Source organism: Roseobacter sp., from assembly GCF_039970775.1.
Classification (GTDB): domain Bacteria; phylum Pseudomonadota; class Alphaproteobacteria; order Rhodobacterales; family Rhodobacteraceae; genus Roseobacter.
The window spans coordinates 1-20383 of the sequence record NZ_JBDVLG010000045.1 but is presented as its reverse complement, the minus strand read 5'-3'; the positions used below and the strand labels follow the sequence as shown (position 1 = coordinate 20383).

The window sequence follows — 20383 nt, the reverse complement described above, 5'->3', positions numbered from 1 at the left end:
GCGTTTTGCGATCCGCGAAGGCGGCCGCACCGTTGGCGCGGGCGTTGTGTCGAAGATCACTGAATAATCGACCGGGCGATTTGCCCACCCCAAACACAGAAGGCCGCAGCACACCAGCTGCGGCCTTCTCGCGTTAATATGAATGGGTAACTAACCTGCGCTGTGACAAGTCGGATCAATAGTGCGTGGTGTATCCGGTGGGTGCAAAACCTTCCGTATCCGCGATCTGTGCATCTGCTTGAGCGGCAGACCGTTGGGCCTGGCCCGACGAAACGGCGAGAATAATCGCGAAACCTGCGATAAACGAGATAAATGTCCTGTGCATGGTCATGGTCCTTGGTGCCTTCAAAAGGGAAGGCGGGTGGTCAAATGGGGAGAGTCGCAGATCACCATCTGCAACATCACGATTATGCGCGAAAAGTGTTAAACAATCTGTGAACGATGTCACAGTGGGTCGTAATTTTTTAGGAATTCCGGTGGCCTGTCAGGTTGAGCCGTCGTGGGGGGTGTTTTAGCGGACTCACACGCACCTTTGAACGCGTTGCCATGTCGGGCAATGCGGGGCCATTCGCGCTGTGTGGGTGTATGTGCCGGTTAGCGCCATATATATCGGCGCGTCAGAGGCGGTTTCGCAGGTTTTTATCCGATGGCGCGTTGAAGCCCCTTGAACCCGGCGCTGTTTCCGACTACCCCGACCACCGGCATAGGGGTTTAGCTCAGTTGGTAGAGCATCGGTCTCCAAAACCGAGGGTCGTGGGTTCGAGTCCCTCAGCCCCTGCCAAATCAAACATTCGTTCTGGTGTGTCTCGCGACTGGCGCTGTCAAGGGCGCTCTTGAAATCTCGTGGCGGTCTCGTTATGTCGCCTCTAACGCAAGCTCAGGAATATGCCCCATGGCCACCACAAACCCGCTTCAGTTCATTCAGCAAGTCCGTGCCGAAGTCGCAAAAGTCGTATGGCCAACGCGGCGTGAGGTCGTTTTGACGACCGTGATGGTGTTTATCCTCGCGACGCTGACGGCGATTTTCTTTGCGACCGTGGATATCGTGATCCGGTGGGGGCTGCAGGCGGTCCTGAATATGGCCGGTTAGGTCAAATCGCGCACGCGCAGAAAACGCATGTAACCCCTTGAAACATTGGCCAGCGCGGAGTATCCCGCACACCTGACGAGGGCAGGGGCGTGTGGCGATTCGAGTTGTGCGCCGATTTTTTGTTTGTCGTTGGCGGGCTAAACGCCCGAATTTTATAAGATTTACCGCGCCCGTGTTGGCGCATGGCAAGACAGGGACCAAAGATCAGATGGCAAAACGGTGGTATTCGGTCAGCGTCCTGTCGAACTTCGAAAAGAAGATCGCCGAGCAAATTCGCACGACAGCTGCCGAGCAGGCGCTTGAGGATCAGATCGACGAGGTTTTGGTCCCCACCGAAGAGGTGATCGAGGTGCGTCGCGGCAAGAAAGTCACGACAGAGCGGCGGTTTATGCCCGGTTATGTCTTGGTGCACATGGAAATGTCGGATCATGGCTATCACCTGATCAACTCGATCAACCGCGTCACCGGGTTTTTGGGTCCGCAAGGGCGGCCGATGCCGATGCGTGATGCCGAGGTGAACGCGATCCTGAACCGGGTTCAGGAAGGCGAAGACGCGCCGCGCACGCTCATCCACTTTGAAGTGGGCGAAAAGGTTAAAGTCGCTGACGGTCCGTTTGAGGACTTTGACGGCATGATCGAAGAAGTAGACGACGAGAATCAGCGCCTGAAGGTGTCTGTTTCGATCTTTGGCCGGGAAACCCCGGTCGAACTGGAATTCACGCAGGTCAACAAACAGATCTGAGTGCGCAAGGCGTGGGAGGCGAGGGTGCCGCGGCATCCAACCCGAACCACGACAACATCGGCGGCATGACCGCCATAGACCTGATCCGGCGCGCTGGAGAGGGGTTGGAAAAGGAGAAGGCCAATGGCCAAGAAGCTCGTAGGCAGCATGAAGCTGCAAGTGCCCGCAGGCAAAGCGAACCCATCCCCACCGGTTGGTCCGGCATTGGGCCAGCGCGGCATCAACATCATGGAATTCTGCAAGGCGTTCAACGCCAAGACCGCAGACATGGAGCAAGGCGCCCCTTGCCCAACCGTGATCACGTATTACCAAGACAAATCCTTTACGATGGAAATCAAGACGCCACCTGCATCTTATTACCTGAAAAAAGCGGCCAAACTGAAATCTGGCGCTAAAACGCCATCACGCGAAGTTGTGGGTCACGTGACCTCCAAGCAGGTGCGTGAGATCGCCGAAGCGAAGATGAAAGACCTGAACGCCAATTCTATCGAAGCGGCGATGCAGATCATTCTGGGCTCTGCCCGCTCTATGGGCATTGAGGTGAAGTAAGATGGCAAAGCTAGGAAAAAGAACCCGCTCCGCGCGTGAGGCATTTGCCGGCAAAGCAGACGTCACCGTTGAAGAAGCTGTGGCCCTGATCAAAGGTAACTCGAACGTCAAGTTCGACGAAACCATTGAAATCGCGCTGAACCTTGGTGTTGATCCGCGTCACGCAGACCAGATGGTCCGCGGTGTGATCGGCCTGCCAAACGGCACCGGTAAAACAGTTCGCGTGGCGGTTTTTGCCCGTGGCCCCAAGGCTGAAGAAGCCCAAAAGGCCGGTGCGGATATCGTTGGCGCCGAGGACCTGATGGAAATCGTGCAAAGCGGTAAGATCGAATTTGATCGCTGCATCGCGACGCCTGACATGATGCCTGTTGTGGGTCGTTTGGGTAAAGTGCTTGGTCCACGGAACCTGATGCCAAACCCCAAAGTCGGTACTGTGACGATGGACGTTGAAGCCGCTGTCAACGCCGCCAAAGGTGGTGAAGTACAGTTTAAGGCGGAAAAAGGCGGCGTAGTGCACGCGGGCGTCGGCAAAGTGTCATTTGACGAATCCAAGCTGGTTGAGAACATCCGCGCCTTTGTTGGTGCTGTGTCCAAGGCCAAGCCGTCTGGGTCCAAAGGGACCTACATGAAGAAAATCGCGCTGAGCTCGACAATGGGCCCTGGTGTGACTGTATCGGTTGATAACGCCGTCGCAGAATAACGAGATTTGGCGGGGCAACCCGTCAGGTAGGCAGGGCCTTCGGGCCTTGCTTCTGTCCGAGACGGAGGGTTTGTAGGTTTCCTGCTCATAATTCCTTCCCGAGATGGGAAACGAGAAAATTCAGCCTTCGGGCGGTTTTGGTCTCGGGACCCTGAATTGGACCCGAAACGGATGCAGACGACCCGCATCCTAAACTGAGCTGGTCGGGGTAACCCGATCGAATTTGGAGTGAAACTGTGGATAGAGCACAAAAAGAACAGCTGGTCGACGAGCTCGGCCAGATCTTTGAAAGCTCTGGCGTTGTTGTGGTTAGCCACTACGCCGGTCTGACAGTTGCTGAAATGCAGGACCTACGCGCGCGTGCACGCGATGCGGGTGGGTCTGTGCGTGTTGCCAAAAACAGGCTCGCCAAGATCGCCCTTGAGGGCAAGCCATGCGAAAGCATTGCTGACCTTCTGACGGGTATGACCGTTCTGACCTATTCTGAGGATCCCGTGGCTGCGGCCAAGGTTGCTCAGGAATACGCCAAAGGGAACGACAACTTTGTCATTCTCGGTGGTGCAATGGGTGAGAACGCGTTGGACGCCGCCGGTGTCGAAGCCGTGTCTAAAATGCCTTCGCGCGAGGAGCTTATCTCCACAATCGCGGGCATGTTGGGCGCACCAGCATCGAACATCGCGGGGGCCATTGGCGCACCTGCAAGCAACATTGCATCCATCTTGTCCACGATCGAGGACAAGGCGGCTGCTTGAGGCATCTCGTCAAACTGGCGTCGGGTTTAAACGCGACGTTGGAACACACATATCGTTAACGGAAAGAGCTAAACATGGCTGATCTGAAAAAACTGGCAGAAGACATCGTTGGTCTGACCCTGCTTGAAGCACAAGAACTGAAAACTATCCTCAAAGACGAGTACGGCATCGAGCCAGCAGCCGGTGGCGCTGTCATGATGGCGGGTCCTGCTGATGCGGGCGCTGCTGAGGAAGAAAAAACAGAATTCGACGTTGTCCTGAAAAACGCAGGCGCATCGAAAATCAACGTGATCAAAGAAGTTCGCGGCATCACCGGTCTTGGTCTGAAAGAAGCCAAAGACTTGGTCGAAGCTGGCGGCAAGATCAAAGAAGGCGTCGACAAAGCCGAAGCCGAAGACGTCAAAGCGAAGCTGGAAGCAGCTGGCGCCGAAGTCGAACTGGCCTAAGCCGAGTATCGGTCTTGAATTTAGGGCGCTCCGGAAACGGGGCGCCTTTTTTCGTGCGTGGTGGTTTGACAGGTTTCCATTCACGGGTCATGTTTACCACAATATTGTGGGGGATATGATGCGCTTTTGGGGTTGGGTGTTGGCGATACTGGTGTCGGGTGGGTTGGGGGCGGATGTCCGCGCGCAAAGTGCCTACGACACGATGTTAAACTATTCATTGATGGAAGAAAGCCGGTGCGCCGGGGGCGGTGGGGCATGGTCCGGAATGACCTGTTCTGGTGGCTCCAGCGGGGGCGGTTTGACGTCCGAAGACCTCACGGCCCTCGGTAACGCGATTGGCTCATGGCACCAAAAGGAGATGCGCAAGGCGACCTGCCTGATGATCGTTGAGGTGGCGCGTGACGCCAAAGAATTCGCCGCGTTGATGGTGGCCCATGTCGGTGCGTATAATCCGCCGGAAATTCACGTGTTTCGAGAATATGGCAGATACCATCGGAATGGTGGCGGGCCTTTGCTGTTGACCCATGGGTACACCCAGATGTTGATCGGACATTCGCTGGATAATCGGATCAGGCGGGGCGAAATTCCGCGGTCGGCGCGGTGTACCAACATCGACTATGCCGAAAAGCAATTCAAACTGGTGGCAAGTGCGACGCGGACGGTGTCACCGACCCAGCAGGTCGTGTATGCCTTATCCGGGGATCAGGCCGAGATTGCCCAGATTGTGGGCCCCTAAGTCTGACCCCTTTTGTGGCCTTGTATTTGCATTGCCCGTATCGGTAGGCAAAATATTGGATATTCCGTGCTCATGCTCTTTTTGCGTGCGCGCCATTGTACTTTTGTTAGTCAACCTTTAAGTCGGAAGCTCTGCTGGGGGTGTTGATTCGCGCCCGGCTTTTTGCGTCTCGGAAAAATTCAGGAATTTTAACCACGTAACATACGAAAATCTTTCACAAAAAGCCGCTGCCTGTGTTTTTGGCTGCGGCGGCTTTTTAGGAAAGATCGTGATCGGGCGCGCACCTTTGGGCTGGTGCGCAGGGATTGATCCTCTTTCCGGTCTTTGAGAGTTCGCCACGGGCCGCCCCCCCGCTGCGCGAATAGGCAAAGATGGAGTGCGAAAACCGCATGGCAAATACGTTCCTCGGCCAGAAACGTCTACGTAAGTATTATGGTAAAATCCGTGAAGTTCTGGATATGCCGAACCTCATCGAGGTGCAAAAATCCTCGTATGACCTTTTCCTGAATTCAGGTGATGCGGAAACACCCACCGATGGCGAGGGTATTTCTGGTGTCTTCCAGTCGGTTTTCCCGATCAAGGATTTCAACGAAACCTCGGTGCTTGAATACGTCAAGTACGAGCTGGAAAAGCCTAAATACGATGTCGAGGAATGTCAGCAACGTGACATGACCTACAGCGCGCCTTTGAAGGTGACGCTGCGGTTGATCGTGTTTGATGTGGACGAAGACACAGGCGCCAAATCTGTCAAAGACATCAAAGAACAAGACGTGTTCATGGGCGACATGCCCTTGATGACCCCAAACGGTACATTTGTTGTGAACGGCACCGAACGGGTGATCGTTAGCCAGATGCACCGGTCGCCGGGCGTGTTCTTTGACCACGACAAGGGCAAGACGCATTCATCAGGTAAGTTGTTGTTTGCCTGCCGGATCATCCCGTATCGCGGCAGCTGGCTGGACTTTGAATTCGACGCCAAAGACATCGTCTTTGCGCGCATCGACCGTCGCCGGAAATTGCCTGTTACGACATTGCTGTATGCACTGGGTCTTGATCAAGAATCGATCATGGACGCGTATTACAACACGGTGACTTACAAGCTCGAAGCGCACAAAGGCTGGGTCGCACCGTTCTTCCCGGACCGTGTGCGTGGCACCCGCCCGACCTACGATCTGGTCGATGCGGCCACCGGCGAGATCCTGTTTGAAGCCGGTAAGAAAGTCACGCCACGCGCGGTCAAGAAATTGATCGACGAAGGCAAAGTGACCGAATTGTTGGTCCCATACGATCACATCGCGGGCAAATTTGTCTCAAAGGATATCATCAACGAAGAAAACGGCGCGATCTATGTCGAAGCCGGTGATGAACTGACGCTGGAATACGACAAAGACGGTACGTTGATCGGCGGCACGGCCAAAGAACTGGTTGATGCAGGGATCACCGAGATCCCCGTGCTGGACATCGATAACGTCAATGTTGGGCCCTACATGCGCAACACCATGGCGCAAGATAAGAACATGAACCGCGATACCGCGCTCATGGATATCTACCGCGTCATGCGTCCGGGCGAGCCGCCTACCGTCGAGGCCGCGTCGAACCTGTTTGACACGCTGTTCTTTGATGGCGAGCGCTATGACCTGTCCGCGGTTGGCCGTGTGAAAATGAACATGCGTTTGGCGCTGGACGCCGAAGACACCCAGCGCACACTGCGCCGCGAAGACATCGTGTCTTGCATCAAGGCATTGGTTGATCTGCGCGACGGCCGTGGTGATATCGACGACATCGACCACCTTGGGAACCGCCGCGTGCGGTCCGTTGGTGAGCTGATGGAAAACCAATACCGCGTGGGCTTGCTGCGCATGGAACGCGCGATCAAAGAACGCATGTCGTCTGTCGAAATCGACACGGTGATGCCGCAAGACCTGATCAACGCGAAACCTGCCGCCGCTGCGGTGCGTGAATTCTTCGGCTCCTCGCAGCTGTCGCAGTTCATGGACCAAACCAACCCTCTGTCAGAGGTCACGCACAAGCGTCGCCTGTCCGCGCTTGGGCCAGGCGGTTTGACACGCGAACGTGCGGGCTTTGAGGTTCGCGACGTGCATCCAACGCACTACGGTCGGATGTGTCCGATTGAAACGCCGGAAGGGCCGAACATTGGTCTGATCAACTCGTTGGCGACATTTGCCCGCGTGAACAAATACGGTTTCATCGAAACACCGTACCGCAAGGTCGAAAACCGCAAGGTGACCGACGAAGTCCAGTACATGTCTGCGACCGAGGAAATGCGCCACACTGTGGCCCAGGCGAACGCCAACCTTGATGGTGACATGAAGTTCGTGAACGATCTGGTATCGACACGTAAGTCGGGCGATTACACGCTGTCCCCGTCCGAAAATGTTGACTTGATCGACGTGAGCCCAAAACAGTTGGTGTCGGTTGCGGCCTCGCTGATCCCATTCTTGGAAAATGACGATGCGAACAGAGCCTTGATGGGCTCGAACATGCAACGTCAGGCGGTTCCATTGCTTCAAGCCGAGGCGCCTCTTGTGGGCACCGGCATCGAAGAAGTTGTGGCACGCGATTCCGGCGCGGCGATCATGGCGAAACGCGGTGGTATCATCGACCAAGTGGACGCACAGCGCATCGTTATTCGCGCGACGTCTGACTTGGAACTAGGCGACGCGGGTGTGGATATCTATCGCATGCGTAAATTCCAACGCTCCAACCAAAACACCTGTATCAACCAACGTCCGTTGGTGAAGGTGGGCGATACCGTGACCAAAGGTCAGGTGGTTGCCGATGGTCCATCCACGGATATGGGTGAGCTGGCGCTTGGTAAAAACGTCGTCGTCGCGTTTATGCCGTGGAACGGTTATAACTACGAAGACTCCATTCTGATCTCTGAACGTATTGCCCGTGATGACGTCTTTACCTCGATCCACATCGAGGAATTCGAAGTTGCCGCGCGTGACACGAAGCTTGGGCCAGAGGAAATCACACGCGATATTCCGAACGTTGGTGAAGAAGCGCTGCGCAACCTTGATGAGGCGGGTATCGTCTACATTGGTGCGGACGTTGAGCCGGGCGACATTCTGGTCGGTAAAATCACCCCCAAAGGCGAAAGCCCGATGACACCGGAAGAAAAGCTTCTGCGTGCCATCTTTGGTGAAAAAGCCTCTGACGTGCGTGACACATCGTTGCGCGTGAAGCCGGGTGATTTCGGGACGGTCGTTGAGGTGCGTGTCTTTAACCGCCACGGCGTGGAAAAAGACGAACGTGCCTTGCAGATCGAACGCGAGGAAGTCGAACGTTTGGCCCGTGACCGCGACGACGAGATGGCGATCTTGGATCGCAACATCTACGCGCGTCTCAAATCTGTGGTGCTTGGCAAAGTCGCTGTGAAAGGCCCCAAAGGCGTTTCGAGCAACTCTGAGGTCACCGAAGATGTGCTGCAAATGCTGTCCCGTGGTCAGTGGTGGCAGTTGGCGCTAAAAGAAGAAGCCGACGCGCAGGTGGTCGAAGCCCTGAACGAACAATACGAGATCCAGAAACGGGCACTTGATGCGCGGTTCGAAGATAAGGTCGAGAAAGTTCGCCGTGGGGATGATTTGCCACCGGGCGTGATGAAGATGGTCAAAGTGTTCGTCGCGGTGAAGCGCAAGCTGCAACCGGGCGACAAAATGGCGGGTCGTCACGGCAACAAAGGTGTTATTTCCAAGGTTGTGCCGATGGAAGACATGCCGTTCCTCGAAGATGGGACACCGGTTGACTTCTGTTTGAACCCGCTGGGCGTGCCGTCGCGTATGAACGTCGGTCAGATCCTAGAGACCCACATGGGTTGGGCCGCGCGCGGCTTGGGGATCAACGTCGACGAGGCGCTGCAGGAATACCGTCGCTCTGGCGATCTGACGCCTGTGCGCGAAGCGCTGAGCCATGCTTACGGTGAAAACGTCTATGACGAAGGCATCGCCGGTATGGACGAAGACACCCTTCTTGAGGCGGCAGGTAATGTCAGACGCGGTGTGCCGATTGCGACGCCGGTGTTTGACGGCGCCAAAGAGGCCGATGTGAACGACTCGCTGAAACGCGCGGGCTTTGACACATCCGGTCAGTCGGTTCTGTTTGACGGTCGTACAGGCGAGCAATTCGCGCGCCCTGTGACCGTTGGCGTGAAATACCTGCTGAAACTGCACCACCTTGTGGATGATAAAATCCACGCGCGGTCTACTGGTCCATACTCGCTGGTCACCCAGCAGCCATTGGGCGGTAAAGCGCAGTTCGGTGGGCAGCGGTTCGGTGAGATGGAGGTCTGGGCTTTGGAAGCTTACGGTGCCGCCTACACCCTGCAGGAAATGCTGACCGTCAAATCGGACGACGTGGCCGGACGGACGAAAGTCTATGAAAGCATCGTCAAAGGTGAGGACAACTTCGAAGCCGGTGTACCGGAATCGTTCAACGTTCTGGTCAAAGAAGTCCGCGGCCTCGGCCTCAATATGGAACTCCTGGATGCGGAGGAAGATGAGTGACGCTTAGGCGCGCTTTGAAACTCGTGGCTGTTATGCTCGCGGTAGCGACTTTGAACGCAGCGACGTTTGTTGCAGGTTGGTACTCCGGCAATGCAGCACAGTTTCAGGTAAGCCTCGACATAAATGCAGTCGGCGATGCAGCCGGCCGCATCGCAGCCTACGAGAGTGGTTGGAACGCTCATGAGGTTGCATCAGCAATTTGCGGAACACGCTCCGACTTGAGTGGTTTCCATCACACATATGCCATTACCGGCTCTGGACAGCACTTCACGTTCACTTGCCGAGATACTGGAAAGGACACCTGATGAACCAGGAACTGACCAACAACCCGTTTAACCCGCTCACGCCGCCCAAGGTGTTTGACGAAATCAAGGTGTCTCTGGCCTCGCCAGAGCGTATCTTGTCTTGGTCTTTCGGTGAGATCAAAAAGCCAGAAACCATCAACTACCGGACGTTCAAGCCCGAGCGTGATGGCCTGTTCTGCGCGCGTATCTTTGGCCCAATCAAAGACTACGAATGCCTCTGCGGCAAATACAAACGTATGAAATATCGTGGCGTTGTCTGCGAGAAATGCGGCGTGGAAGTCACGCTGCAAAAGGTGCGCCGCGAGCGGATGGGCCACATCGAACTGGCCAGCCCTGTCGCGCACATCTGGTTCCTGAAATCGCTGCCATCGCGCATTGGTCTCATGCTGGACATGACGCTGCGCGATCTGGAACGCGTGCTGTATTTCGAAAACTACGTGGTGATCGAACCGGGCCTGACGGATCTTCAATACGGTCAGATGATGACCGAAGAAGAATACATGGACGCGCAAGACGCCTACGGCATGGACGCCTTCACCGCCAACATCGGCGCCGAAGCGATCCGCGAAATGCTGGCCGCTATTGATCTGGAACAAGAAGCCGAAACGCTGCGTGCGGACCTCAAAGAGGCCACAGGCGAGCTGAAGCCTAAAAAGATCATCAAACGTCTGAAAGTTGTTGAATCGTTCCTCGAATCCGGCAACCGCCCGGAATGGATGGTTCTGACCGTGATCCCCGTGATCCCGCCAGAATTGCGCCCGCTGGTGCCGTTGGATGGGGGCCGTTTCGCGACGTCTGACCTTAACGATCTGTATCGCCGGGTGATCAACCGGAACAACCGTCTGAAACGTCTGATTGAACTGCGCGCGCCTGATATCATCGTGCGTAACGAAAAGCGGATGTTGCAGGAATCTGTCGACGCCTTGTTCGATAACGGCCGCCGTGGCCGCGTGATCACGGGTGCGAACAAACGCCCGTTGAAATCGCTGTCTGACATGCTGAAGGGGAAACAGGGTCGTTTCCGCCAGAACCTTTTGGGGAAACGGGTCGACTTCTCGGGTCGTTCGGTCATTGTGACCGGCCCGGAACTGAAACTGCATCAATGTGGTTTACCCAAAAAGATGGCGCTGGAGCTGTTCAAGCCATTCATCTATTCGCGGCTTGAGGCCAAGGGCCTGTCGTCCACGGTGAAACAGGCCAAGAAATTGGTCGAAAAAGAGCGTCCCGAAGTGTGGGATATCCTCGATGAGGTTATCCGCGAACACCCCGTCATGCTGAACCGTGCACCGACCTTGCACCGTTTGGGCATTCAGGCGTTCGAACCGGTTTTGATCGAAGGTAAAGCGATCCAGCTGCACCCGCTGGTTTGTTCGGCCTTTAACGCGGACTTTGACGGTGACCAAATGGCTGTTCACGTGCCGCTGTCGCTGGAGGCGCAGCTCGAAGCGCGTGTCTTGATGATGTCCACGAACAACGTTCTGTCGCCTGCGAACGGCGCGCCGATCATCGTGCCATCGCAGGATATGATCTTGGGCCTCTATTACACCACGTTGGAACGTCAGGGCATGCCCGGCGAAGGTATGGTGTTTGGGTCGGTCGACGAAGTACAGCACGCGCTGGATTCCGGCACGGTACACTTGCACACCAAGATTACCGCGCGGATCGCTCAGATCGACAACACCGGTCTTGAGGTGATGAAACGGTTCGAGACCACACCGGGTCGTGTCCGGTTGGGTGCGCTGTTGCCATTGAACGCCAAGGCGCCGTTTGAGCTGGTGAACCGGTTGTTGCGGAAGAAAGAAGTGCAGCAGGTCATCGATACCGTCTACCGGTATTGCGGTCAGAAGGAATCGGTTATTTTCTGTGACCAGATCATGACTATGGGGTTCCGCGAAGCGTTCAAAGCGGGCATTTCGTTCGGTAAAGACGACATGCTGATTCCCGATACCAAATGGCCAATCGTCGAAGATACGCGCGACCAGGTGAAGGACTTTGAACAGCAGTACATGGACGGTCTGATTACGCAGGGCGAAAAGTACAACAAAGTGGTCGATGCTTGGTCCAAGTGTAACGACAAAGTCACCGACGCGATGATGGGGTCGATCTCGGCCAGCAAAACCGACGAGGCCGGCACCGAAATGGAACCGAACTCGGTTTACATGATGGCTCACTCTGGGGCGCGTGGGTCGGTGACGCAGATGAAACAATTGGGCGGTATGCGCGGCCTGATGGCCAAACCGAACGGCGACATCATCGAGACACCGATCATCTCGAACTTTAAAGAAGGCCTCACCGTTCTGGAGTATTTCAACTCTACGCACGGTGCGCGGAAAGGTCTGTCCGATACGGCTCTGAAAACGGCGAACTCCGGGTACCTGACACGGCGTCTGGTGGACGTGGCGCAGGACTGCATCGTGCGTATGCTCGATTGTGGGACGGACACGTCGATCACGGCTGTGGCTGCGGTCAATGACGGTGAGGTTGTCTCGTCGCTCAGCGAACGTATTCTGGGCCGTGTGGTCGCCGAAGACATCCTGCGTCCGGGGACGGATGAGGTGCTCTTTGCGTCAGGTACGTTGATTGACGAACGTATGGCGGATGCCATCGAAGAGGCGGGCGTTGCATCTGCACGCATCCGCAGCCCACTTACCTGCGAAGCCGAAGAAGGCGTTTGCGCCATGTGCTACGGGCGTGATCTTGCGCGCGGTACAATGGTCAATACCGGTGAAGCGGTCGGTATTATTGCCGCGCAATCCATTGGTGAGCCGGGCACACAGCTGACGATGCGGACATTCCACATCGGCGGTGTTGCGCAAGGTGGTCAGCAGTCCTTCCTGGAGGCCAGCCACACCGGCAAGGTCGTCTTTGAGAACGCTCAAACCCTTGAGAACGCCTCTGGCGAGATCATGGTGATGGGCCGGAACATGAAGCTGATCATTCAGGACGAAAACGGCGAGGAACGTGCCAGCCACAAGGTCGGCTACGGTACCAAGCTGTTCGTCACTGACAGCCAGGATGTTGTACGCGGCGACAAACTGTTCGAATGGGACCCTTACACCCTGCCGATCATCGCGGAGAAATCCGGGACAGCGAAGTTCGTTGATATGATCAGCGGTATTTCGGTCAAAGACGAAACCGATGATGCCACAGGCATGACCCAAAAGATCGTGATCGACTGGCGGTCTGCGGCCAAAGGCAACGAGCTGAAACCAGAGATCATTTTGGTCGATGCAGATGGCGAACCTGTCCGCAACGCTGCGGGCAACCCGGTGACCTATCCGATGTCGGTGGATGCGGTTTTGTCCATTGAGGACGGTACCGAGATCAAAGCCGGTGACGTGGTGGCGCGTATCCCACGTGAGGGTGCCAAGACCAAGGACATCACCGGTGGTCTGCCACGTGTTGCGGAACTCTTTGAGGCACGTCGCCCCAAAGACCATGCGATCATTGCCGAAATCGACGGTTACGTACGTTACGGCAAGGACTACAAAAACAAGCGTCGTATCGCGATCGAAAGCTCCGAAGATCCGGATCACAAGGTCGAGTACATGGTGCCCAAGGGCAAGCACATCCCAGTTGCGGAAGGTGATTTTGTCAGCAAGGGCGACTACATCATGGACGGTAACCCGGCCCCGCATGACATTCTGGCCATTATGGGTGTCGAAGCGCTGGCGGATTACATGATCGACGAAGTGCAGGACGTTTATCGCCTGCAAGGTGTGAAGATCAACGACAAGCACATCGAAGTCATCGTGCGTCAGATGTTGCAAAAGTGGGAGATCCAGGAATCTGGCGACACCACGTTGCTCAAGGGCGAACACGTCGACAAGCAAGAGTTCGATCAAGCCAACGAAAAGGCGCTGTCCAAAGGTGGGCGTCCGGCGAAGGGCGAACCGATCTTGTTGGGGATCACCAAGGCGTCGCTGCAAACCCGCAGCTTCATCTCGGCGGCGTCTTTCCAGGAAACCACGCGTGTTCTGACCGAAGCCTCTGTGCAAGGTAAGAAAGACAAACTGGTTGGCCTGAAAGAAAACGTCATCGTGGGCCGTCTGATCCCGGCTGGTACCGGTGGTGCGACCATGAAGGTCCGTCGCGTGGCGTCTGATCGCGATAACGTTGTGATCGAAGCACGCCGCGAAGAAGCCGAAGCGGCAGCAGCCTTGGCGGCCCCCACGGCAGATGACGTGGTCGGTGGCGATGTGTTTGATCAGGTGATCACACCTGACGAAGACAGCCGCAGCTAACGCTGAGCACATACAAATGAGAACGCCCGGTGATCCAATCGCTGGGCGTTTTTCGTTGTGGAATGGACGCGAAAACAATGGCATTGGATGATCGACGCCGTTAGCGTTCCGATACGTATTATCCGTAGGTCAGAAAGGCCGCTTATGTCAGACACACAGCACCCGTTGGCGCCGCACCATTTGCCCCCATATTTTGCGGGTGCAGACGGCAGTGATCAGCTTTTCACAGTCATGGTATTTTTCGTGCTCGTAGTCATTCTTTTGCTCGGCATCGCGTATTTCACGCTGCATGCATTGCCGGAAAAGATGGCGCACAAGGCCAACAGTGCCCAATTGCAGTTGATCAGTATTCTGGGGATGCTGGCGTTGTTCACCCACAACAACCTGTTCTGGATCATCGCCATTTTGCTGGCCGCATTCCGGCCGCCAGACATTATCACGCCGCTGAATTCTATCGCTCAGTCGTTGCAAAACCTCGTCAACCGGGAGAAATGACCGATGCTTGAAGTTCTCTTATGCTCACTGGTCACGATTTTGCCTGACTATCTGCTGCGGCGCCGGTTTCAGGGCAAACGCTGGGGCGATCAGATCAATTTCTTTACTGTTTGGTATGAACTGCGGTGGGGCATCACGCTGTGTGCCATGCTGACGATCACGCTGATTACGATTGTGTTTTACTACCACCCCAGCACCTCCAACGTGGCGTCATATTTCCGCACCGTTACTATTTTATCCGAACAGGGCGGGCGGGTGTCCGAGGTGTATGTGCAAACAAATTCCGACGTGGCCGCCGGTGATCCGATCTTTCAACTGGATGCCAGCAGCCAACAAGCGGCGGCAGAAACGGCCCGCCGGCAGATCGCCGAGGTTGACGCGGCCCTCACGGTGGCACAAGCGCAACGCGCAGCGGCAGTTGCGGCTGTTGATCAAGCGACATCAGGTCTTGAACAAACCCGCGAAGATCTTGACCGCCAACGTGCCTTGCGCGCACGCGGATCATCGGCGGTCAGTGACCGTGACGTTGAATTGCTAGAGAACGCATTGGGCGTGGGGCAGGGGCAGGTGGATGCCGCGCGCGCCGGGGTTGATGCGGTGGATGCGCAGATCACCGTGCAATTGCCCGCACAACGTGCCAGCGCCGAGGCGGCGTTGGCTCAGGCCGAGGCCGAAATTGCCAAGCTCACAGTCTATGCTGGGGTGGATGGCACGGTTGAACAGTTCTCCCTGCGCGTGGGCGATATCGTCAGCCCAGTGCTGCGGCCCGCGGGTATCTTGGTGCCCTCCAACGCCGGGCGGAACCAATTTCAGGCGGGGTTCCCGCAAATTTCGGCGCAGGTCGTCAAGGCTGGCGGTGTCGCCGAGATCATGTGCGTGTCAAAACCGTTCACGGTTATCCCGATGGTGATCACCGAAGTGCAGGATGTGATTGCGGCGGGGCAGGTCCGTCCGTCCGACCGATTGGGTGATGCGCAATATATGGGCGCACCCGGCACGATCACCGCCTTTATGGAGCCAATTTTCCCCGGTCAAACCGATGATATCCCGCCCGGCAGCCGCTGTATGGCCAACGCCTATACCTACAATCATGCGTTGTTAGAGGACCCTTCGTTGGGCTTTGGCCAGCGGGTGTTTCTGCACGTGGTCGATACCGTTGGTGTGGTGCATGCCGCAGGGCTGCGCATCCGGTCTTTGCTGTTGCCGCTGCAAATGCTGGTGTTTGCGGGCCATTGAAAGAGGTCACACCACCCACCAACCCCGGTAAGAAGGCCTCATGTTGACGGGTGCCGGGGCGCGCAAGATCTCCCCCAATCTTATGGGGGCGTTTTTAATGATGGGGTCGATGGCGTGCTTTACCATCAACGACACGCTGATCAAGGCGACAGGGGGGGCTGTCCCCTTGTTGCAACTGTTGGTCCTGCGCGGGGCGCTGGCCACAGTGCTGATCGCGGTGTTGGCGGGGTCGCGTGGGGCGCTGCGTGTTAAGGTGGGGCGTGCAGACCGGGTCTGGATTGGGTTGCGATCTTTGTGCGAAGTGGTTGCGGCGTATTTCTTCCTGACGGCGTTGTTAAAGATGCCCTTGGCCAACGTCACCGCGATTTTGCAAGTCCTGCCGCTGATGGTGACGCTTAGCTCAGCGGTGCTGTTTCACGAACCCGTTGGCTGGCGGCGCATGATGGCGATCGCGGTGGGGTTCTGCGGTATGATCTTGATCGTGCAGCCGGGGGCCGAGGGGTTCTCGATTTGGTCGCTCTATGCGCTGATTGCGGTGTTCTGTGTGACCGGACGGGACCTGTGCACGCGGCGGATCTCGGGGCAGGTGCCGTCCTTGCTGGTGACGTTTGTAACATCGTTTATGGTGTTCGTGGCTGCGGGGCTGGGGTCGTTGACCATCGACTGGGTCCCGATCACGCCGCATTTGGGCACGTTGATCGGCACAGCGGCGGTGTTTGTTGTGGGCGGGTATTCATTTGGCGTGCAGGTCATGCGCGCGGGTGACATCGCGTTTATCGCGCCGTTTCGGTATACGGGGCTGCTTTGGGCGCTTATTTTGGGGTGGCTGGTGTTTGGTGAATGGCCGCCCGCCATGACCTTGCTGGGGGCTGCAATTATCGTGAGCGCCAGCGCCTACACGATGCTGCGCGAACAACACTTGGCCCGCAAGGGCGGCGCGGCGCAGTAAGGGGTGGTGGGGGGGGGAATTCCAAGCCCGCGCTGTTGACAGTATGAGCGACTCCTTTTATACGCCGCTCATCTCGACGATGGGACAGTCTCCCATGCGCCGAATTCAAAACTGAAGTGGTCAAGATCCGGCCCCCTATCGGCCCGATCCTCTGTAGCCCCACCGCGACGTTTTCCCCGGTACGGAAACGTAGCGGTCTTTTCAGTTTGCGCCTATGGCGCAGGAAATAGCCGCCCGTCGGGCGCATCGATATTGCGGGTGGACGCGCCCGTGATCAAGTTTAACCGCATGGGGGTCGTCCTCGTGCACACATATGTGAGCAACACGGGGAAAGAACCGGAATGCCAACGATCCAACAGCTGATCCGCAAACCGCGGCAGCCTAAAATCAAACGTTCAAAGTCCATGCACCTGCAGGAATGCCCGCAGAAGCGTGGCGTTTGTACGCGCGTTTACACAACAACTCCGAAGAAGCCGAACTCGGCGATGCGGAAAGTGGCCAAGGTCCGTTTGACCAATGGCTTTGAAGTCATCAGCTACATCCCGGGCGAAAGCCACAACCTTCAGGAGCACTCTGTGGTTCTGATCCGTGGCGGCCGTGTCAAAGACCTTCCCGGTGTCCGTTACCACATTCTGCGTGGTGTTTTGGATACCCAAGGCGTCAAAGACCGGAAACAACGTCGTTCGAAATACGGCGCGAAGCGTCCGAAGTAAGAGGAATATAAGATGTCCCGTCGCCACGCAGCCGAAAAACGCGAAGTCCTACCAGACGCCAAATATGGCGATCTGGTTCTGACAAAATTCATGAACAACCTGATGATCGACGGCAAAAAGTCGGTCGCAGAACGTATCGTCTACAGCGCCCTGACCCGCGTTGAAGACAAAATCAAACGCGCACCCATCGAGGTGTTCCACGAAGCGCTTGATAACATCCAGCCTTCCGTCGAAGTACGCTCCCGCCGTGTGGGTGGTGCAACGTACCAGGTTCCGGTCGAAGTGCGCCCCGAGCGCCGTCAGGCATTGGCCATCCGTTGGTTGATCAAAGCAGCCCGGTCGCGCAACGAGAACACCATGGAAGAGCGCCTCGCAGGCGAACTTTTGGATGCTGTTCAATCCCGCGGTACCGCGGTGAAAAAGCGCGAAGACACGCACAAAATGGCAGACGCCAACAAAGCGTTCAGCCACTACCGCTGGTAAAAGCTGGCGGGTTACCCCGCCAAATCGCGTCCCGTCCGGGGGCGCGATCAAACGTTTCAGATACCTCAAGGAAGCAGCCCCATGGCACGCGATTATCCGCTCGACCGATACCGCAATTTTGGCATCATGGCCCACATCGATGCCGGCAAAACGACCTGCTCAGAACGCATTCTGTATTACACAGGCAAGTCCCACAACATTGGCGAGGTGCACGATGGTGCAGCCACCATGGACTGGATGGAGCAGGAACAGGAACGCGGGATCACCATTACATCCGCTGCGACCACAACGTTCTGGGAACGCACCGAAGACGGCACCACTGCGGATACTGAAAAACACCGCATGAACATCATCGATACGCCCGGCCACGTGGACTTCACCATTGAAGTCGAACGTTCGCTGGCCGTTTTGGATGGTGCTGTTGCTGTTTTGGACGCAAACGCAGGTGTTGAGCCGCAAACGGAAACTGTCTGGCGTCAGGCCGACCGTTACAAGGTTCCACGCATCGTTTTCGTGAACAAAATGGACAAGATCGGCGCGGATTTCTTTAACTGCGTTCACATGATCAAAGACCGCACCGGTGCGATCCCGTGCCCGATCCAGATCCCGATTGGTGCCGAGACCGAGCTCGAAGGCATGATCGACCTGATCACCATGGAAGAATGGGTCTGGGAAGGCGAAGATTTGGGCGCGTCCTGGGTCAAACGTCCGATCCGTGACAGCCTGAAAGACCAGGCTGACGAATGGCGCGCGAACATGATCGAAGTTGCCGTCGAAATGGACGATGACGCGATGGAAGCCTATCTCGAAGGTGACGAGCCCGACGTGCCAACGCTGCGTCGCTTGATCCGTGCAGGTACGCTGGCGATCAAATTCATCCCCGTTTTGTGTGGATCTGCGTTCAAAAACAAAGGTGTACAACCTTTGCTGAACGCTGTGATCGACTTCTTGCCATCGCCGATGGATGTTGTTGATTACATGGGCTTCAAACCCGGTGACGAAACAGAAACACGTGATATTGCGCGCCGCGCCGATGACACCATGCCGTTCTCGGCTTTGGCGTTCAAAATCATGAACGACCCGTTTGTAGGGACGCTGACCTTCACACGCATCTATTCGGGTGTGCTGAACAAAGGCGACACACTGCTGAACTCGACCAAAGAGCGTAAAGAGCGCGTGGGTCGGATGATGATGATGCACTCGAATGACCGTGAAGAGATCACGGAAGCATTCGCGGGTGACATCATCGCGTTGGCAGGTCTGAAAGATACGACAACTGGTGACACGCTTTGCGCGGTTAACGGCCCTGTCGTTCTGGAAACGATGACGTTCCCTGATCCAGTGATCGAGATCGCTGTTGAGCCTAAGACCAAAGCGGACCAAGAGAAAATGTCGACTGGTCTGGCACGTCTGGCGGCCGAGGATCCATCTTTCCGCGTGGAAACAGACATGGAATCTGGCCAAACGATCATGAAAGGTATGGGGGAACTTCACCTCGATATCCTCGTTGATCGCCTGAAACGTGAGTTCAAGGTTGAAGCGAACATCGGTGCGCCGCAAGTTGCGTATCGTGAAACCGTCAGCCGTGAAGCCGAGATCGTTTACACCCACAAGAAACAATCCGGTGGGTCGGGTCAGTTCGCTGAAGTCAAAATGATCATCACACCGACAGAGCCGGGCGAGGGTTACTCGTTTGAATCTCGCGTTGTTGGTGGTTCGGTGCCCAAAGAGTACATTCCGGGCGTTGAAAAAGGTATCAAATCGGTCATGGACTCCGGTCCGCTGGCGGGTTTCCCTGTGATCGACTTCAAAGTGGCGCTGATTGAAGGTAAATTCCACGACGTTGACTCTAGCGTTCTGGCGTTTGAAATCGCGGCTCGGATGGGCATGCGCGAAGGCATGAAAAAAGCCGGCGCGAAGATGCTGGAACCGATCATGAAAGTCGAAGTTGTCACACCGGAAGAATACACCGGCGGCATCATCGGTGACCTGACATCCCGTCGGGGTCAGGTTCAGGGGCAGGACACACGCGGTAACGCAATCGCAATTGACGCGTTTGTGCCACTGGCGAACATGTTCGGCTACATCAATACGTTGCGGTCCATGTCGTCGGGTCGTGCGAACTTCACCATGCAGTTCGATCACTACGAAGCTGTTCCGCAGAACATCTCGGACGAGATCCAAGCTAAATTCGCTTAAATTTCAGGGCGCGGTTACGCGCCCTGCTACCCCAATCGGGCGGCCAAGCCGCCACCATTGACACCTAAGGAGGCCATCATGGCAAAGGCAAAGTTTGAACGTACGAAACCGCACGTAAACATCGGCACGATTGGTCACGTTGACCACGGGAAGACGACGTTGACGGCTGCGATCACGAAATATTTTGGTGATTTTCAGGCGTATGACCAGATTGATGG

Annotated in this window: 18 protein-coding genes and 1 tRNA gene; 18 read left to right on the top strand and 1 reads right to left on the bottom strand. The window is 56.2% G+C overall.

The window, feature by feature from the left end; genetic code table 11:
- The coding region (locus ABJH13_RS10965) for a hypothetical protein (protein WP_288397397.1) at window positions 1-67 on the top strand (67 nt) is incomplete at its 5' end.
- Window positions 68-175: 108 nt separating this feature from the next.
- Here ABJH13_RS10965 and ABJH13_RS10960 read toward each other — a convergent pair.
- A complete protein-coding gene (locus tag ABJH13_RS10960) occupies window positions 176-325 on the bottom strand; it encodes a hypothetical protein (protein WP_348406250.1) in 150 nt (49 codons plus the stop codon).
- Between the two features lie 380 nt (window positions 326-705).
- Here ABJH13_RS10960 and ABJH13_RS10955 point away from each other — a divergent pair.
- The 17 genes from ABJH13_RS10955 to ABJH13_RS10875 all read left to right on the top strand — a co-directional run.
- Window positions 706-781: transfer RNA gene (locus tag ABJH13_RS10955), tRNA-Trp, on the top strand.
- A gap of 111 nt (window positions 782-892) precedes the next feature.
- Window positions 893-1090 carry a preprotein translocase subunit SecE gene (secE, locus tag ABJH13_RS10950; RefSeq protein ID WP_348406249.1) on the top strand — a complete coding sequence of 66 codons (198 nt, stop codon included), beginning with the start codon at window positions 893-895 and terminating at the stop codon, window positions 1088-1090.
- A 208-nt stretch (window positions 1091-1298) separates the two neighbouring features.
- Complete coding sequence (nusG, locus tag ABJH13_RS10945; RefSeq protein ID WP_348406248.1) at window positions 1299-1832, top strand: transcription termination/antitermination protein NusG; 534 nt, start codon at window positions 1299-1301, stop codon at window positions 1830-1832.
- 123 nt (window positions 1833-1955) lie between these two features.
- A complete protein-coding gene (gene rplK, locus ABJH13_RS10940; protein WP_348406247.1) occupies window positions 1956-2381 on the top strand; it encodes a 50S ribosomal protein L11 in 426 nt (141 codons plus the stop codon).
- 1 nt (window position 2382) lies between these two features.
- Window positions 2383-3081, top strand: a complete 699-nt coding sequence (gene rplA / locus ABJH13_RS10935) for a 50S ribosomal protein L1 (RefSeq protein ID WP_348406246.1) — start codon at window positions 2383-2385, stop codon at window positions 3079-3081.
- Window positions 3082-3317: 236 nt separating this feature from the next.
- Complete coding sequence (rplJ, locus tag ABJH13_RS10930; RefSeq protein ID WP_348406245.1) at window positions 3318-3833, top strand: 50S ribosomal protein L10; 516 nt, start codon at window positions 3318-3320, stop codon at window positions 3831-3833.
- Between the two features lie 74 nt (window positions 3834-3907).
- On the top strand, window positions 3908-4279 hold the full coding sequence (rplL, locus tag ABJH13_RS10925) for a 50S ribosomal protein L7/L12 (RefSeq protein WP_348406244.1): 372 nt from the start codon (window positions 3908-3910) through the stop codon (window positions 4277-4279).
- A gap of 115 nt (window positions 4280-4394) precedes the next feature.
- Entirely contained in the window at window positions 4395-5015 is a 621-nt protein-coding gene (locus ABJH13_RS10920) for a hypothetical protein (protein WP_348406243.1), read from the top strand.
- A 389-nt stretch (window positions 5016-5404) separates the two neighbouring features.
- Window positions 5405-9541 (top strand): DNA-directed RNA polymerase subunit beta, encoded by a 4137-nt coding sequence (gene rpoB / locus ABJH13_RS10915; protein ID WP_348406242.1) that lies wholly within the window; start codon window positions 5405-5407, stop codon window positions 9539-9541.
- Window positions 9542-9845: 304 nt separating this feature from the next.
- The gene (gene rpoC, locus ABJH13_RS10910; RefSeq protein WP_348406241.1) at window positions 9846-14090 is read left to right on the top strand and encodes a DNA-directed RNA polymerase subunit beta'; all 4245 of its coding nucleotides are present in this window, start codon (window positions 9846-9848) and stop codon (window positions 14088-14090) included.
- A 144-nt stretch (window positions 14091-14234) separates the two neighbouring features.
- Window positions 14235-14585, top strand: coding sequence for a hypothetical protein (locus tag ABJH13_RS10905; protein WP_348406240.1), 351 nt, complete (start codon window positions 14235-14237; stop codon window positions 14583-14585).
- Window positions 14586-14588: 3 nt separating this feature from the next.
- Window positions 14589-15821 carry a biotin/lipoyl-binding protein gene (locus ABJH13_RS10900; protein WP_348406239.1) on the top strand — a complete coding sequence of 411 codons (1233 nt, stop codon included), beginning with the start codon at window positions 14589-14591 and terminating at the stop codon, window positions 15819-15821.
- A gap of 40 nt (window positions 15822-15861) precedes the next feature.
- Window positions 15862-16770: a DMT family transporter gene (locus tag ABJH13_RS10895; RefSeq protein ID WP_348406238.1), complete on the top strand. Its 909-nt coding sequence runs from the start codon at window positions 15862-15864 to the stop codon at window positions 16768-16770.
- A gap of 341 nt (window positions 16771-17111) precedes the next feature.
- Window positions 17112-17483 (top strand): 30S ribosomal protein S12, encoded by a 372-nt coding sequence (rpsL, locus tag ABJH13_RS10890; protein ID WP_011570072.1) that lies wholly within the window; start codon window positions 17112-17114, stop codon window positions 17481-17483.
- Between the two features lie 12 nt (window positions 17484-17495).
- A complete protein-coding gene (gene rpsG / locus ABJH13_RS10885) occupies window positions 17496-17966 on the top strand; it encodes a 30S ribosomal protein S7 (protein ID WP_195819724.1) in 471 nt (156 codons plus the stop codon).
- A gap of 81 nt (window positions 17967-18047) precedes the next feature.
- Complete coding sequence (gene fusA, locus ABJH13_RS10880; RefSeq protein ID WP_348406237.1) at window positions 18048-20165, top strand: elongation factor G; 2118 nt, start codon at window positions 18048-18050, stop codon at window positions 20163-20165.
- Window positions 20166-20243: 78 nt separating this feature from the next.
- The coding region (locus tag ABJH13_RS10875; protein WP_348404421.1) for a GTP-binding protein at window positions 20244-20383 on the top strand (140 nt) is incomplete at its 3' end.